The sequence below is a fragment of the Hymenobacter gummosus genome (assembly GCF_003970915.1).
GTDB lineage: Bacteria > Bacteroidota > Bacteroidia > Cytophagales > Hymenobacteraceae > Solirubrum > Solirubrum gummosum.
In genome coordinates, this window is the sequence record NZ_RXOF01000013.1 from 125,636 (window position 1) to 139,890 (window position 14,255).

Here is a 14,255-nt window from a genome sequence, read left to right on the forward strand (position 1 = left end):
TCAACCTTACCGCTATGGCTCTTATTACGCTGCAGGCCAACGCCGGCCCGGCCACCTTAGTCGTTACCATGGACACCAAGTGCGCCTGGCAGTTCTACTACAACGACCACCTCTTCATTGATTTGAAGGGCAACGGGGGCAAGAAGAAATTCTCCATGCCCCTGGGCGCCCCGGCCACCAACCGCGGCTCCAACGCGGCCACGTTTTACCTTACCAACGTGAAGGCCGACGCGGAGCCTTACACCATCACGATGGAGTGGCAGCAGAACGGTAAGCACGTGAAGACCGTGACGCTGGCCGACACCGACCCGGGCGCCAGTACCGTGCCCGGCGGCGGCAGTCCCTGCATGGTGTCGGAGCTGATTACCTACCAGGTCATCCAGAGCGTATGAGCCCACGTCTACGCCTGCGCCGTCTGCTGGTGCTCGGGGCCCTGCTGCCGCTGGCCTCCCCGCTGCGCGCCCAGCAGGTGCCGGCCACGCTGGCCGGCCTGCTGCCCGCCCCCGATACCACGGCCCTCAACCAGATGTACGCCAACCTGGAGCCAGCCGAGCTGATTGGCCCCAGCCTGCTGGGCCTGAACGCCAACAGCGTCAGCCGCCCCGGCGGCATCCAGGATATTTCCCTTTCGCTGATTCGCTCGTTCGTGACGCTGCCCACCGGCGGCAACGGCGTCGGCATCGAGTTCAGCCCCTACCAGCTGCTGGCCCAGACCAAGGTCGACTCCCTCAAGGGCCTGCCCAAGCAGGGGTCGGCGCTGCTCAAAACCTTCGTGCCCCAGTACCGGGCGCTGGAGGACTACCGGCGCACGTTTGCGCTGCGGGGCCTCACCCTGTCCGGCGCCAGCGCGGGCGACTCCGTCAGCAGCCGCCTGGCGGCCGGTATCAGCTACACCTTCGGCGCGGGCCAGCTCGACCCGTACCAGGCCCGGGACTTCATGGAGAATATCACGGCCAGCATCACCCAGCGCCTGAACCCGACCGCGCAGAGCGTCGGGCGCGAGCTGCAGACGTACGCCACGCTGCTGGATGCCGAGCTGGTGCGCCTCGGGCCCCTGGCCGGCCTCAGCGAGCCGACGCTGACCGTGATGCGCGACGAGCTGAGCACCTCGGGGCGCGTGGCCGATTTGCCCCAGGGCAGCCCGCTCCGGGTGCCGCAGCAAAATGCCACGAGCAAGCCCCCGGTCATCGACGCGGATAGCGTGCGGGCTGCGCTGAAGGCGTATTTCACCCGCAAAAACCTGACGAACACCCAAAGTCAGCTGCTGCTCGACAGCCTTTCCGTGCGCGTCATTCCGGCCTACCATACCTTGCGCGGCACCGTGGCCCGGCTGCTGCAGCCCGCGTTTGCCGACGTCAAGACGCTGGTGAAAACGGCTACCGAGGCCTTTGAGCGCAATAACTGGAACGCGCCGCTGCTGCAAGTCGGGGCCGGGCAGGTGTGGATTTCGCCCGACCACGCCTGGAACAGCCTCACCCGCCAGTCGGTGCACGGCTTTCTGCGCGGCTCCCTGCGGCCGCCGCGCACCTGGGGCAGTATCAGCCAGCACGCCCAGCTGATCCTGAACGCCCAGTACAGCTACCAGGCCCGGGATATGGACTCCATCAAGCACAAACTGGCCGGGGGGCTGCGCCTGCTGCTCGGCAACGCCCAGGCGCGGCTGTCGGCCGATTACCTGTGGCAGCGCCAGCTCTACCGCGCCTTCGAGGGCGCCACCCAGTCGCCGCAGACGCTTACCCGCTGGACCATCGGGGCGGAGGTGCGCGTGGTGGATAACCTCTGGTTTGAGGCCGCATTCGGCAAGGGCTGGCCCCCGGCCGCTACCGGGGCAGTGGCGGCCAGCAAGGCCAGCATCGTGACGCTGGGTGGCCTCAAGTACGGCTTCCGCAACCGCCGCCGCTTCGCGCTCTAACCAGCTTCTCGCAGCTCAGCCAGAACGACTATAGCGGGTTTATGCCCGATGTAGAGATGCCCAGGCGGCGTTTCCTCGTCCGCGCCGCCTGGGCCATTACTCGTTCCAGGAGCAGACGCAGCCAGGCGTTTCTACATGGGCACTACGCTGTTCCAAGTCTGTTTGCCTTCCTCATCAGCTAGTACACACAGTCCAATAACACCAAAAAGCCTCAATTACCTTGTCCGCCAAAAAGTACAAATAATATTATTGCATCTACACCCAACAAAACATGATTATCAGATAAATAACATCAAAACGACCATATACCCATAGCACCCTATCACAAACAATTCTATATTAGCATTACCCCGAAGCCAGGCCCGCTCCCGCTTTCATACAGTTACAACGGCAGGACAGGCGCAATTAGCTCCGGCGGTTTCCGCGCGTTTTACCTACTCTTCACCTAGCTATGAAAGCACTTTCTGTACTCGCCTGCGGGCTGCTCCTGACTGCTGCGGCCCAGGCCCAGCAGCTAGCCGCCCAATCCGACACGACGCAGCTGGCCGCCGCCCCGGTGGCCGAACCCGCGGCCGCCCCCGCCGCCGCCGTCGACCCGGAACTGCCCACGGCCCCGGCGGCACCCGCCACCCTGGAGTGCAACACCCTGGCCGGCCGCGTCACCGATGCCTTCGACTACCCGCTCACGGGGGCCACGGTGATGCTGCGCAGCCAGGGCCAGAGCTTCAGCCTCGATGCCTTCAGCACCAACGCCGACGGCCGCTACCTGATAACCTCGAAAAAGCCCATTCCGCGCGACGCAGTGCTGGAAGTAACGGCGGCGGGCTACAGCAGCTTCACCCTGCCGCTGGCCAATTGCCGGCCCCTCGACGTGACGCTGGAGCCGCTACCGGGCACCAAGTTTAAGGGCGACGGCCGCATCAAGAAAACCGCCGCCACGGGCAAAATCCGCTAAGCAGAGCGGAGCGCGAAAATCCGTTTCGCGGCTGCCTCGCTAGCAGGTCGACTGGCTTTAGGCCGCCCGCGGCATTGCGCCCGGCCGTACCCCGCTGTACGGCCGGGCGTCGGCGTTTCCGGCGGGTAAGCCCCTCCCCGGCGCCGGATTGCTGGCTTTTTGGCGGCGGGCGGCTACCTTCCGGGGGCCGGCCGTGCGGCCGGCGTCTTCCCCGCTTTGCCGCCGATGCACCACACTACCCTGCACGAAAACATTCTTCTGGTCCTGGGGCTACTGTTTGCCATGCTGCTGCTCGTCATGCTGGGCCAGAAGCTGCGCATTTCCTACCCCATCTTTCTGGTGCTGGCCGGCCTGGGCCTGAGCTTCATTCCCGGCCTGCCCCCGGTCGTCATCGACCCCAACCTCATCTTTCTGATTTTCCTGCCCCCGCTGCTCTACCAGGCCGCCTGGGACACCTCCTGGAAGGACTTCTGGCGCTGGAAACGCCCCATCGGGCTGCTGGCCTTCGGGCTGGTGTTTTTCACTTCCACCATCGTGGCCTACGTGGCCCAGGCCATGATTCCGGGCTTCACCCTGGCCCTGGGCTTCCTGCTGGGCGGCATCATCTCCCCGCCCGATGCGGTGGCCGCCACCTCCGTGCTGAAGGGCATCCGGGTGCCGCGGCGCATCACCAGCATTCTGGAGGGGGAAAGCCTTATCAACGACGCGAGCAGCCTCATCGTGTTCCGCTTCGCGCTGGCGGCGGTGCTGTCGGGCACCTTCGTGTGGCAAAAGGCGGTGTCGAGCTTCGTGGTGGTCAGCAGCGGGGGCATCCTGCTGGGGCTGGCCCTGGCCTACGGGTTCTATTTGCTGCACCGCTACCTGCCCACCACGCCCAGCATCAACACGGTGCTCACCTTCATTGCGCCCTACGTGATGTACCTGCTGGCCGAGGAGCTGGGCGTGTCGGGGGTGCTGGCGGTGGTCAGCGGCGGGCTGCTGCTCTCCTACCACTCCCACCGCGTGTTCGACGCCGACACCCGCCTGCAGGCCAACAGCGTGTGGGAAAGCGTGGGCTTCGCGCTGAACGGGCTGGTGTTTATCCTCATCGGGCTGGAGCTGCCGGTGGCGGTGCAGGGGCTGGATGGCTACTCCCTGCCCCAGGCCATTCGCTACGGCCTTATCGTCAGCGGCATCGTCATCCTGATTCGGCTGGTGTGGATGTTTCCGGCCGCCTTCGTGCCGCGCTGGCTGAGCGCCGGCATCCGCCACCGCGAAACCAGCCCCGGCTGGCAGGGTCCGCTGATCCTGGGCTGGGCGGGTATGCGCGGGGTAGTGTCGCTGGCCTCGGCCTTGTCGGTGCCGCTGCTGGCGGCGGGCGGGCAGGAGTTTCCGCAGCGCAACCTGATTCTGTTCATCACCTTCGTGGTTATCCTGGTCACCTTGGTGTTTCAGGGCCTCACGCTGCCGCTGCTCATCCGCTTCACCGGCGTGGCCCACATCGAGGAGCGCATGCCCACCGACGAGCAGGAAGCCGGCATTCGGCTGCGCCTGCGCCGGGTGGCCCTGGCCCACATGGCCCAGCACTACGTGGCCGATATGGAGCAGAACGAGATGATCCGGGCCCTGCAGCAGCGCATGCAGGCCGAGGCCCAGCGCACCGGCAACCTGCTCGAAGCCCTCGACTACGACGAAACCAAGCGCCTGGCCCTGCAGCGCTACCACCAGGTGCTGCTCGACGTGCTGCGGGTGCAGCGCGAGGAGCTGTTTGTGCTCCGCCACGAGGACGTGTTTGAGGAAGAAATGCTGCGCCACCAGGAAGCCCAGCTGGACCTGGACGAGGCCAAAATCAGCCACATGCCGCACTAAAAGCCGCCGGAGGCGCTACCCGTTTACGCCCCGTCGCCCCGCCGCGGCCGGCCCCCGCTTCGCCGCCACCGTTTTCGGGTTCGGCGCTATCGGTTTCCGAGTTGCCGCATCCGCTTTCGGGGACGCCGGAACCGGTTTCAGAGTCGCCGGAACCGCTGCCGGGTTCGTTGGAACCAGTTCCAGAGTTATCGGAACCGCTTTCGGGGTGGCCGGAACCCGTCCCGGGTCCGCCGGAACCACTTTCTGACCGGTGCAAATCCTACTCCGAGCCGATTTTATCTAATCCGGGTCCGTCGCAACCGCTTCCGGGTAATCCGGTCCGGCCCACGGCGCAATCCTGGCGGCCAGCGGCTCTACCGTCCTAGCTCCTAACTACTTGCCCCGCCTTGTAAATATGCCGGTATCCCTGCATCTTACCCGTAAACTCAACCATTCCCAACCAAACACCTTACCCCTATGGACCGTGACCAGTCCGCCCGCCTTAAACGCCACCAGAAAGTTGCCAGCGTCTTGCAGGAGCACCCCACCGAGCTGGCTACCCTGCCCGCGGTGCAGGACCTCGCGGCCGAGTACCTGCGCCGCTTCGAGCTGCTCAGCCCGGCCCTGGCCCAAAAAGGCCTGCGCTCCGAAGGCGCTACCGAAGCCAAAACCGACCACACCACCACCCTCATCGGCCGGGTGGTGCGCCACGCCAACGCCCTGCTGCTGCTCTACAAAAAGGAGGGCAACCTCGAAGCGGCCCGCAACCTGCACGTCCACCGCTCCGACTACACCCGCCTCAACGCCCCCGAGCTGGCCACCGAAGCCGACGAGGTAGCCCAGGCGGCCAAGCTCCGCCAGGCCGACCTGGCCGGCTACGGCATCAGGCCCGCCGACGTGAAGGACCTGGCTCAGTCCGTCGCCGATTTCACCGCCGCCGCTCCCGCCCCCAAAGTCGCCATCGAGCAGCGCAAAGTGGGCGGCGCCACTTTCCGCCAGGCCCTCAAAGCACTCGACGACTTCCTCAAAGAAGACCTCAAAGCCGCCATGGAGCTGCTCGCCCAGGACCACCCCCAACTCGCCGCCCGCCTCCAGGAAGCCCGCCGCGTCGATGCGCCCGGCTACGGCCGCAGCGCCAAAGCGCAGGCCCGGAAAGCGGCGAAGCAGCAGCGGAAGGGGGACACGCCCGATGGAGCAGCGACGCCGCCAGCCGGGTAATGCAGCGTGTAACTAACCCAAGTCACGGAGGAGCTTGAGTGTAAAAGCTAGAGCTAGTTCCCCTCCTCAGCTGAGGAGGGGCTAGGGGTGGTTGGCCTTGACGCCTGAACGTCGTCTAACTCTAGATTTGCTATTTCTAGCCTTTCAACCACCCCTAGCCCCTCCTCAACTGAGGAGGGGAACTAGCCTTAGTTCCGCCATGTATGTTAGCTCGTGCGAAACCACCCCGGCCGCGTTATGCGGCCGGGGTGGTTTCGCTTTTGCGCTTAGCCGCCGCGCTGCGCCCGGAAGTTGGCCCGCTCCGGCCAGTAGCGCCGCTCGGCCGGCAGCCGCAGCGGCTTGCCCTCGAAGCGGCCTATGCCGTAGTCCTGCCCCGCCAGCTCGCCGAAGCCCGCCGCCACCCGCACCCGGTAGTCGTCGTCCACCCAGAACAGCTTCCGGTCGAAGGCCCGGTGCAGGTTCGGGCACAGGGCCACGCCGTTGCTGATGTGGTCGTTCTGCGTCAGCGCCCAGGGCACGATGTGGCAGGCATCCAGCAGCGGCGCCGGCGGCCCCTGGGTGCTCAGCAGCTTCAGCCCCGACACGGCGCAGGTGAAATCGTAGGCTTCCAGCACCACCCGCTTGAACAAGCCGCTGCGCACGGCCCCGGCCAGCTCATCGGCCGCGGCCACGGGCGCGTAGGCCGCGGCGGGCTCCTGCAGCATCTGCCGGCGCAAATCCAGCACCTCGGCCACCCCGGCGCGGGCCTGGTAGCGGAAGCGCGTCTGCGGGAAGTAGCGCTGCAGCAGCGCCTGCCGCAGCTGCTCCCGGGCCGCCGGCGCCTGCAGCAGCATCCACAGCTCGGTATCCAGGTAGGCATAGTCGACCGTATCGCGCAGGCTGCCCAGGCTCTTGACCGAGCGCGAGGCCGTCAGCAGCACTTCCAGCCCTGGCAAGGTGCGCAGGTGCCAGAACCCATCCCCCGTGAGGTGGTAGAACGGCAGGGAAAAGTCGTTGGCCCGAAACAGCGCCGAGGTGCTCAGGTCGCGGCAGAGGCTACGGAAAGCGGCCAGCAGCTCCGGGGTGATGTAGATGCGGTTGTCCTGAATGCTGCCATCCTCGATGCCGTCGAGCACGGCCAGCAGCAGGGCGGGCTTGTACGGAGCCTCGCCGTGCTGGCGGCTGCGGGCTACCCGGAGGTGGGTGAAGCGGTGGAGGTAGGGTTTGGGGGCGGTGGGCACTACGTGTTGGCTTGTGGAGGCAGCGAGGATGCGCGAATATCGTCGAGATACTACGTTGACACCCTCCCGCTTTCGGCGTAGCTTGCACGGCCGGACGCTACCCCCGTAGTGCCCGGCTTCGCGTTTATGCTTGTTTTATGACTGATTCCCAGCTTGAAAAAACCCTGTGGACCGCCGCCGACAAGCTGCGCGCCAACATGGATGCGGCCGAATACAAGCATGTGGTGCTCGGCCTGATTTTCCTCAAATACATTTCCGACGCCTTCGAGGCCCGGCACCAACAGCTCGATCAGGAGCTGAGCGACCCGCACAACCCCTTCTACGTAGCCGAGCCCGAGGCCCGCTACCACACCCTGGAAGACCGCGACGAGTACACCGCCGAAAACGTGTACTACGTGCCGCCCGCCGCCCGCTGGAAATACCTGCAAAGCCACGCCAAGCTGCCCACCATCGGGCAGGAGCTGGACGAGGCCATGGAGGCCATTGAGCGCGACAACCCGCGCCTGAAGGGCGTGCTGCCCAAAATCTACGGCCGGCCCACGCTGGATAAGATGCGCCTGGGCCAGCTCATCGACCTGATAGGCACCATTGGCATGGGCGGCAGCGGGCACATGAGCCGCGACCTGCTGGGCCGCGTGTACGAATACTTCCTGGGTCAGTTTGCCGACGCCGAGGGCAAGAAGGGCGGGCAGTTCTACACCCCGGCCAGCATCGTGCGGCTGCTGGTGGAACTGCTGGAGCCCTACCAGGGCCGCATTTACGACGGGGCCTGCGGCAGCGGGGGCATGTTCGTGCAGAGCGACAAGTTTATTGAGGAGCACCGGGGCCGCAAGGGCGACGTGTCGGTGTATGGGCAGGAAAGCAACCCCACCACCCACCGCCTGGCCCGCATGAACCTGGCCATCCGGGGCATCGAGGCCACCATTGAGCTGGGCGACACCCTGCTGGACGACAAGTTTCCCGACCTCAAGGCCGATTTCGTGCTGGCCAACCCGCCCTTCAATATCTCCGACTGGAACGGGGAGCTGCTGCGCGACGACCGGCGCTGGCGCTACGGCGTGCCGCCCACCGGCAACGCCAACTTTGCCTGGCTCCAGCACTTCGTGCACAAGCTCTCGGCGCGGGGCCGGGCCGGCATCGTGCTGGCCAACGGCTCCATGACCAGCGCCTCGGGCGGCGAAGACGCCATCCGCCGCCAGCTGGTGGAAGCCAACCTGGTGGACTGCATGGTGGCCCTGCCCACCCAGCTGTTTTTCAACACCCAGATTCCGGCCTGCATCTGGCTGCTGGCCCGCGACCGGGCCAGCAACCCCCACCGCGACCGGAGCCAGGAAATCCTGTTCATCGACGCCCGCCAGCTCGGCACCATGATTAGCCGTCGCAACCGCGAGCTAACCGAGGCCGACCTGCGCCGCGTGGCCGACGCCTACCACAACTGGCGCTGCCAGAGCGCCACCGTGGCCCCCGGCGAAACGCCCGTGCTCTACCACGACCAGCCCGGCTTCTGCCGCGCCGCCCCCGTGGCCGAAGTGCAAGCCCACGGTTGCGTGCTCACGCCGGGCCGGTACGTGGGGACGGAAGAGGTGGAGGAAGGCGAGGATTTGAACGAAAAGCTGCAAGAGTTGGCAACGACGCTAGCGGGGCAATTTGAGGAGTCCTCTCGTTTGGAGCAGGAGATTCGCCAAAGCCTATTTTCATTAGGTATTCAAATCTGATTTTGCACCGATGGGAAAGTGGACAGTGCAGAAGCTATCTGATATAGCAACGCTAGTTATGGGTCAGTCACCCACTGGCGAAACATGTAATACCGTCGGCGTTGGCTATCCATTGCTGAATGGGCCGACTGAATTTGGCTCATATTCTCCGACGCCCACACAATACACTACCTCGCCTAGCAAATTCGCTCAACCGGGTGACTTGTTATTCTGCGTCCGGGGCTCAACAACCGGGAAGATGAATTGGGCTGACCGTGAATATGCTATTGGGCGAGGATTAGCAGCAATAAGACATAAAGGGGGATTAGTATATCAACCTTTGCTCCGCAAAATCATTGAGAATAATCTTAAAACCATTTTAGCTCAAGCTACCGGCTCTACTTTTCCTAACGTCTCACGGCAGCAGCTTCTTGACTTAGAAGTAGCAATGCCACCGGCCCATGAGCAGCTGACAATTGCAAATGCCATTGCTAATTTGGACGCCAAGGTCGAGTTGAATCACAAGCAGAACCAGACGCTGGAGCAGCTGGCGCAAACCCTGTTTCGGCAGTGGTTTGTGGCGTTTGACTTCCCGGTGGAAGCGGCGGATGCGACCAGCCCGAAATTGGATAATAACCCCACATTGCGTTTACCCCCCCCCCCCGTTAAAAATGTAACTTTCACAAGTTCAGCAGGCTACCGCAGCAGCGGCGGGGAGATGGTGGAATCGGAGTTAGGATTGATTCCGAAGGGGTGGCGGGTAGGGTCAATATATTCCGTGGCAAAAGTCATTTACGGAGCATCATTTGCTTCAAAATTATTTAATGAAAAAGCTGAGGGCTTACCGCTGATTCGCATCCGCGACTTAAAAACATTTTCTCCTAGCTTCTACACAACCGAAACGCATTCTAAAAGCACATTGATAACAGCAGGCAACCTGCTCGTTGGTATGGACGCAGAATTTACCCCTACGGTGTGGATGGGCGACGATGGATTAATGAATCAACGCGTTTGCATGTTCAGACCCGCATCTTCAGAAGTTCACGAGTTATTTATTTTGCACTCTATCAAACCCCTGCTAGAATTTTTCGAGCGGGCTAAGGTTGGCACAACTGTAATTCATTTAGGCAAATCTGACATTGACACTTTCAAACTCATCGTTCCCCCTACGAATGCGCTTCAATCGTTTCAGCGTATAGCTGCACCCATTTTTCAGAAGCTGCTCAATAATGCTGTTCAATCACGCACCCTAGCCACCCTGCGCGACACGCTGCTGCCGCAGCTGCTCAGTGGCCGCCTCACGGTGCGGCAGGCGGAGGAGCTGGTAGCCCAGGAATAATACCTACCTGCCCGATGAAATACGCCGCGCCCGACGACGAAGCCGAAGCCCTACCCAACCGATTGGGGTTGTCGTCGCTGGCCGCCGTGCAGCAGGCCGAAACCGAAGGCTTCTTGCTGGCCGAGCAACACCTGCTCGATGAGCTGCGCGAAGACCACCTGTTCGATGTGGCCTACATCCTCGGTATTCACCGCCGGGCTCTGGGCCACATCTACGACTTCGCGGGTCGCTACCGCACCGTCAACCTTTCCAAAGGCGGCTTTGTGTTTCCGGCCGCGCACTACCTACCCCAAAGCATGGCCCAGCTAGAGCAGGAGTTGCTACTATCTCTGCCCCACGCCTGGCCCGACACGGCGGCGCTGGTGCCCGACGTGGCCCGCGTGCATGCCGAGCTGCTGTTTATTCATCCATTCCGGGAGGGTAACGGGCGCACGGCGCGGGTGCTGGCCAACCTGATGGCCTACAAAAACGGCTCGACCAGCTTCCAATGGGAGAAGCTGGCCGAGCCAGAAGCCTTTGCGGCCTACGTGCGTGCCGTGCAAGCCGCCGCCCGCCTCGACTACGCCCCGATGCAGGCAGTGCTTATGAGTGTGGCGCCGGCCGGTCCGTAGTCTTTACTACGGCTTCGCGCAGGCGGGCTTCGTCGGGCCGGATGCCTTCTACCTGCGCCGAGCCCACGGCATTGCGCACCAGCATCTGCTGCCGCGCGGCACTGTCGCGCAGGTGCGGAAACCGGTCGGTGATTCGCTTGACGGTTGTTTTCATGGCAAGAGGCGTTTTACCTTTCTACGACAAAGTAACCAGAATAAACATTCCAGCTAATCCGGTACCGGTAGAACGTCATGCTGAGCCCCGTCGAAGCATCTCTACTGCTTCGTATGATGCACTCCAACGAAGCGGTAGAGATGCTTCGACGGGGCTCAGCATGACGACCAATAAGTCTCTATCCGCATTTTATGACCGAAGACGATATCGAACAATTTGCCCTGGAATGCCTCCAGGCCCACTCTTACCAGCGCGAATACGGCCCCTCCCTGGGCCCGCCCGATAGCCCGCACGGCGGCCAGGAGCGCCAGCATTACGACGACGTGGTGCTGGCCGGCCGCCTGCGCGACTTCCTCGACCGGCACAACCGCCACCTGCCCCCCGACGCCCGCTACGACGCCCTGCGCCAGGTGCTGCGCGTGGGCGAGGGCCTGGCCCCGCTGGCCGCCAACGAAGCCTTTCACCGCCTGCTCACCGAGGGCGTGCCCGTGGAGTACCGCCACCCCGCTACCGGCGAGCTGCGCGGCGACCGGGCCTGGCTTATCGACTGGCAGCAGCCCGAGCAAAACCAGTTTCTGGCCGTCAACCAGCTCACCGTCATCGAAAACGGCCAGCACAAGCGCCCTGACGTGGTGCTGTATGTGAACGGGCTGCCGCTGGTGGTGCTGGAGCTGAAAAACGCCACCAGCGCCAAGGCTACCTGCAAGCAGGCGTTTCAGCAGCTCCAGACTTACCAGAAGGCTATTCCGCGCCTGTTCGTGTACAATGCCCTGCTGGTGGTGTCGGATGGCTTCGAGGCCAAGGCCGGCACCGTGTCGGCGGACTGGTCGCGCTTCGCGGCGTGGCGGGCCAAGGACGAGCACGGCCTAGCTCCGACAAACGAACCATTGGAAACCCTGTGCGCCGGCTTGCTGGCCCCCGCCCATCTGCTCGACGTGCTGCGCCACTTCCTGGTGTTCGAGCACGCCCGCAACGGCACCGTGAAGAAGCTGGCAGCCTACCACCAGTTCTTCGCCGTGCGCAAGGCCGTGGCCGCCACCCAGCGCGCCGCCGACGTGCGCGGCGACAAGCGCGCCGGCGTGGTGTGGCACACCCAGGGCTCGGGCAAAAGCCTGAGCATGGTGTTCTACGCCGGCAAGCTGGTGGTGAGCGAGGCCCTGGGCAACCCTACCCTCGTCGTGCTCACCGACCGCAACGACCTGGACCAGCAGCTGTTCCAGACCTTCACCGACTGCCGCGAGCTGCTGCGCCAGGTGCCCGAGCAGGCCGAGGACCGCGAAGACCTGCGCCGCCGCCTGAGCGTGGCCGCTGGGGGTGTGGTGTTTACCACCATCCAGAAGTTTCTGCCCGACGAAAAGGGCACCCGCTACCCCGAGCTGAGCGCCCGGCGCAACATCGTGGTTATTGCCGACGAGGCCCACCGCAGCCAGTACGACTTTATCGACGGCTTTGCCCGCCACCTGCGCGACGCCCTGCCCCATGCCACCTACATCGGCTTCACCGGCACGCCCGTCGCAAGTACCGACCGCAACACCCAGGCCGTGTTCGGTGACTACATCGACGTGTACGACATTCAGCAGGCCGTGGAAGACGGCGCCACCGTGCGCATCTACTACGAAAGCCGCCTGGCCAAAATCAACCTCAAGCCCGGCGAGGAAGACCTGATTGACGAAGCTTTCGAGGACCTGACCGAAGGCGAGGAGCTGACGGCCCAGCAGCAGCTGAAAGCCCGCTGGGCGCGGGTAGAGGCGCTGGTAGGCAGCCAGGACCGTCTGCGCCGCGTGGCCCACGACATCGTGCAGCACTACGAAGCCCGCACCGCCGTGCTGGCCGGCAAAGCCATGATTGTGTGCATGAGCCGCCGCATCTGCGCCGCCCTCTACGCCGAAATCGTCCAGCTGCGCCCCGACTGGCATTCGGACGACGACGCGCAGGGCAAGCTGAAAGTGGTAATAACCGGCTCCAGCGCCGACGCGGCCGACTTGCAGCCCCACATCCGCAACAAAGCCGCCCGCACCGCCCTAGCCGACCGGATGAAAGACCCACAGGATGCGTTGCAGCTTGTCATCGTGCGCGACATGTGGCTCACTGGCTTCGACGCGCCCAGCCTGCACACGCTCTATGTGGACAAGCCTATGAAGGGCCACAATCTGATGCAGGCCATTGCCCGCGTCAACCGCGTGTTCCCCGGCAAAGACGGCGGCTTGGTCGTGGACTACCTCGGTATTGCCACCGACCTGAAGCGCGCCCTGGCCACCTACACCGAAAGCGGCGGCAAGGGTCGCCCCACCGTGGACCAGGCCGAAGCCGTAGCCACCACGCTGAATTTCCATGAGGCCATCGTGTCGCTGCTGCACGGCTGCAACTACCCGCTCTACTTCGAGCTGCCCACCATCAAGGCCAAGCTGGCCCACCTGATGGACTTGGCCGACTGCATCCTGGGCCTGCCCGACAACGGCCGCCAACGCTTTCTTGACCTCACCACGTCGCTCGTCAAAGCCTTTGCCATTGCCGTCCCCCACCCCGACGTCCTAGCCATCCGCGACGACGTGGGGTTGTTCCAGGCGCTGAAGGCCCGCTTGCTCAAGCTGGCCGACAGCGGCAAACCGGCCGGTAAGTCTGACGAGGAAGTGGAAACCGCCATCCGCCAAATCGTGTCCGACGCCGTAGTGGCCGGCGACGTGGTGGACATCTTCGCCGAAGCCGGTCTGCGCAAGCCGGATATTTCTATTTTATCAGATGAGTTCCTGGCCGAAGTGCGTGGCCTGAAGCAGAAGAACGTGGCCCTGGAACTGCTGAAGAAGCTGCTGGGGGAAGACATCAAAAGCCGCAGCCGCTCGAACGTGGTGCAAAGCCGCAAGTTCTCGGAGATGCTCGACGCGGCCGTGAAGAAGTACCAGAACAACGTCATCACCGCCGCCCAAATCATCGACGAGCTGATTCAGATGGCTAAAGAACTGAAGGACCAAGACGCCCGCGGCGGCCGGTTCGGGCTCAACAAGGACGAACTGGCCTTCTATGACGCCCTGGGCGCCAGTGAAAGCGCCGTGGAAGTGATGGGCGACGAAAAGCTCCGTATCATTGCCCGTGAACTGGTCGACATCGTGCGGAAGAATACCAGCATCGACTGGACGCTAAAAGAGAGTGTGCAAGCCAACCTGCGCCGCCTGGTGAAGCGCATCCTCAACAAGTACGGCTACCCGCCCGATTTGCAGGCTCGGGCCGTAGAAACGGTATTAGAGCAGGCTAAGCGGCTGGCTGCGGCTAGCGCGTAAACACCAACGAAAACACGCCGCTGGAACTGCTTCCGACGGCGCATTTTATT

Annotated in this window: 11 protein-coding genes; 9 read left to right on the forward strand and 2 right to left on the reverse strand. The window is 63.7% G+C overall.

Translation table 11 applies throughout. The features are described 5' to 3' along the window. Window positions 1–14: 14 nt before the first annotated feature. The 5 genes from EJV47_RS20080 (at window position 15) to EJV47_RS20100 (ending at window position 5,912) form a co-directional block, all read left to right on the forward strand. Window positions 15–392, forward strand: a complete 378-nt coding sequence (locus tag EJV47_RS20080) for a hypothetical protein (RefSeq protein WP_126694993.1) — start codon at window positions 15–17, stop codon at window positions 390–392. Next, entirely contained in the window at window positions 389–1,912 is a 1,524-nt protein-coding gene (locus tag EJV47_RS20085) for a hypothetical protein (protein ID WP_126694994.1), read from the forward strand. Before EJV47_RS20080 ends, EJV47_RS20085 begins: the two co-directional genes overlap by 4 nt. Window positions 1,913–2,363: 451 nt before the next feature. Beyond that, complete coding sequence (locus EJV47_RS20090) at window positions 2,364–2,867, forward strand: carboxypeptidase-like regulatory domain-containing protein (protein ID WP_126694995.1); 504 nt, start codon at window positions 2,364–2,366, stop codon at window positions 2,865–2,867. Window positions 2,868–3,092: 225 nt separating this feature from the next. Next, window positions 3,093–4,715, forward strand: a complete 1,623-nt coding sequence (locus EJV47_RS20095; protein WP_126694996.1) for a Na+/H+ antiporter — start codon at window positions 3,093–3,095, stop codon at window positions 4,713–4,715. A gap of 456 nt (window positions 4,716–5,171) precedes the next feature. Next, complete coding sequence (locus EJV47_RS20100) at window positions 5,172–5,912, forward strand: hypothetical protein (protein ID WP_126694997.1); 741 nt, start codon at window positions 5,172–5,174, stop codon at window positions 5,910–5,912. A gap of 266 nt (window positions 5,913–6,178) precedes the next feature. Here the strand turns inward: EJV47_RS20100 and EJV47_RS20105 are convergent, their stop codons facing one another. Continuing rightward, on the reverse strand, window positions 6,179–7,132 hold the full coding sequence (locus EJV47_RS20105; RefSeq protein ID WP_126694998.1) for an HNH endonuclease: 954 nt from the start codon (window positions 7,130–7,132) through the stop codon (window positions 6,179–6,181). 137 nt (window positions 7,133–7,269) lie between these two features. On the opposite strand from EJV47_RS20105, the gene EJV47_RS20110 reads away from it, so the two are divergent. Genes EJV47_RS20110 through EJV47_RS20120 form a run of 3 tightly spaced genes read left to right on the forward strand, consistent with a single transcriptional unit; the run spans window position 7,270 to window position 10,776 of the window. Beyond that, window positions 7,270–8,847, forward strand: coding sequence for a class I SAM-dependent DNA methyltransferase (locus EJV47_RS20110; RefSeq protein WP_126694999.1), 1,578 nt, complete (start codon window positions 7,270–7,272; stop codon window positions 8,845–8,847). A 10-nt stretch (window positions 8,848–8,857) separates the two neighbouring features. Further along, window positions 8,858–10,165 (forward strand): restriction endonuclease subunit S, encoded by a 1,308-nt coding sequence (locus tag EJV47_RS20115; RefSeq protein WP_126695000.1) that lies wholly within the window; start codon window positions 8,858–8,860, stop codon window positions 10,163–10,165. Window positions 10,166–10,179: 14 nt separating this feature from the next. Next, on the forward strand, window positions 10,180–10,776 hold the full coding sequence (locus tag EJV47_RS20120) for a Fic/DOC family protein (protein WP_126695001.1): 597 nt from the start codon (window positions 10,180–10,182) through the stop codon (window positions 10,774–10,776). Here the strand turns inward: EJV47_RS20120 and EJV47_RS20125 are convergent. After that, the gene (locus EJV47_RS20125; protein ID WP_126695002.1) at window positions 10,748–10,930 is read right to left on the reverse strand and encodes a hypothetical protein; all 183 of its coding nucleotides are present in this window, start codon (window positions 10,928–10,930) and stop codon (window positions 10,748–10,750) included. The genes EJV47_RS20120 and EJV47_RS20125 overlap by 29 nt on opposite strands. 191 nt (window positions 10,931–11,121) lie before the next feature. Here EJV47_RS20125 and EJV47_RS20130 point away from each other — a divergent pair, with 191 nt between their 5' ends. Further along, window positions 11,122–14,205: a type I restriction endonuclease subunit R gene (locus EJV47_RS20130; protein WP_126695003.1), complete on the forward strand. Its 3,084-nt coding sequence runs from the start codon at window positions 11,122–11,124 to the stop codon at window positions 14,203–14,205. The last annotated feature ends 50 nt before the right edge of the window (window positions 14,206–14,255 follow it).

Bases quoted from the DNA above. Each gene is read 5' to 3' on its own strand.
- EJV47_RS20120 (WP_126695001.1), top strand. From the start codon at position 10,180: ATGAAATACGCCGCGCCCGACGACGAAGCCGAAGCCCTACCCAACCGA.
- EJV47_RS20095 (WP_126694996.1), top strand. From the start codon at position 3,093: ATGCACCACACTACCCTGCACGAAAACATTCTTCTGGTCCTGGGGCTA.
- EJV47_RS20125 (WP_126695002.1), bottom strand. From the start codon at position 10,930: ATGAAAACAACCGTCAAGCGAATCACCGACCGGTTTCCGCACCTGCGC.
- EJV47_RS20085 (WP_126694994.1), top strand. From the start codon at position 389: ATGAGCCCACGTCTACGCCTGCGCCGTCTGCTGGTGCTCGGGGCCCTG.
- EJV47_RS20130 (WP_126695003.1), top strand. From the start codon at position 11,122: ATGACCGAAGACGATATCGAACAATTTGCCCTGGAATGCCTCCAGGCC.
- EJV47_RS20090 (WP_126694995.1), top strand. From the start codon at position 2,364: ATGAAAGCACTTTCTGTACTCGCCTGCGGGCTGCTCCTGACTGCTGCG.
- EJV47_RS20110 (WP_126694999.1), top strand. From the start codon at position 7,270: ATGACTGATTCCCAGCTTGAAAAAACCCTGTGGACCGCCGCCGACAAG.
- EJV47_RS20100 (WP_126694997.1), top strand. From the start codon at position 5,172: ATGGACCGTGACCAGTCCGCCCGCCTTAAACGCCACCAGAAAGTTGCC.
- EJV47_RS20080 (WP_126694993.1), top strand. From the start codon at position 15: ATGGCTCTTATTACGCTGCAGGCCAACGCCGGCCCGGCCACCTTAGTC.
- EJV47_RS20115 (WP_126695000.1), top strand. From the start codon at position 8,858: ATGGGAAAGTGGACAGTGCAGAAGCTATCTGATATAGCAACGCTAGTT.